Source organism: Mycobacterium sp. SMC-17 (genome assembly GCF_045310915.1).
Lineage (GTDB): Bacteria > Actinomycetota > Actinomycetes > Mycobacteriales > Mycobacteriaceae > Mycobacterium.
In genome coordinates this window covers 1-1,060 of the sequence record NZ_JBJIAK010000177.1, presented here as the reverse complement: position 1 = coordinate 1,060, position 1,060 = coordinate 1, and the positions used below count along the sequence as shown (strand labels likewise).

2 protein-coding genes are annotated in these 1,060 nt (G+C 65.5%); both read right to left on the bottom strand.

Features of this window, described 5'->3' with window-relative positions:
* A partial coding sequence (locus ACJH7A_RS30680; RefSeq protein ID WP_406803343.1) for a HAMP domain-containing protein occupies positions 1 to 687 on the bottom strand: 687 nt, incomplete at its 3' end.
* Positions 654 to 1,060: hypothetical protein (locus tag ACJH7A_RS30675; RefSeq protein WP_406803342.1), on the bottom strand; the 407-nt coding region annotated here is incomplete at its 5' end. The genes ACJH7A_RS30680 and ACJH7A_RS30675, both read right to left, overlap by 34 nt.

The window sequence follows — 1,060 nt, the reverse complement described above, 5'->3', positions numbered from 1 at the left end:
GATCTTCTTCGACAGGTCGCCATTGGCGACCGCGGTGGTGACCCCTGCGATGTTGCGAACCTGCGCGGTCAGGTTCGAGGCCATGAAGTTGACGTTGTCGGTGAGGTCCTTCCAGGTGCCGGCGACGCCGAGCACGTTGGCCTGGCCGCCGAGCTTGCCTTCGGTGCCGACCTCGCGCGCCACGCGCGTCACTTCGGACGCGAAGGCGTTGAGCTGGTCGACCATCGTGTTGATGGTGTCTTTCAGCTCGAGGATTTCGCCTGACACGTCGACCGTGATCTTGCGCGACAGGTCGCCGCGCGCCACGGCCGTGGTCACATTGGCGATGTTGCGGACCTGGGCGGTCAGGTTGCCGCACATCGCGTTCACGGAATCGGTGAGGTCCTTCCAGGTGCCGGCCACACCGGGCACGATCGCCTGGCCGCCGAGCTTGCCGTCGGTGCCGACCTCACGCGCAACGCGCGTCACTTCCGAAGCAAACGAGCGCAGCTGATCGACCATCGTGTTGATGGCCTCCTTCAGCTGCAGGATCTCGCCGCGAACGTCGACCGTGATCTTCTTCGACAAGTCGCCGTTGGCGACCGCGATCGTCACCTCGGCGATGTTGCGGACCTGGCCGGTCAAATTGTTGGCCATCGAGTTGACGCTCTCGGTCAGATCCTTCCAGGTGCCCGCGACGCCGGGCACTTCGGCCTGACCTCGACATCGAGCTGAACGGTTTGCAGCAGATCGCCCTGCGCCACGGCGGCGACCGCGCGGGTGACCTCGCGGGTCGGCCACAAGAGGTCGTCGATCAGCGTGTTGACCGAGCTTTCCATATCGGCCCACGCGCCGCTGGCGAGGCCGAAATTGACGCGCTGGCGAGTTTGCCCCTCGCGGCCGACGACCTGCCCGACGCGCGCCAATTGCTGAGCCATGCGCTCGTTGGCGGTCGCGATCTCGTTGAAGGCGTCCGCGATCTTGCCGTCGATACCGAGGTAATCGCCACGCATCCGAACCGAGAAATCGCCGCCGCGCATCGCCTGCAGGGACTGCAGCAGATCGTGCGAGGAATCGAGGC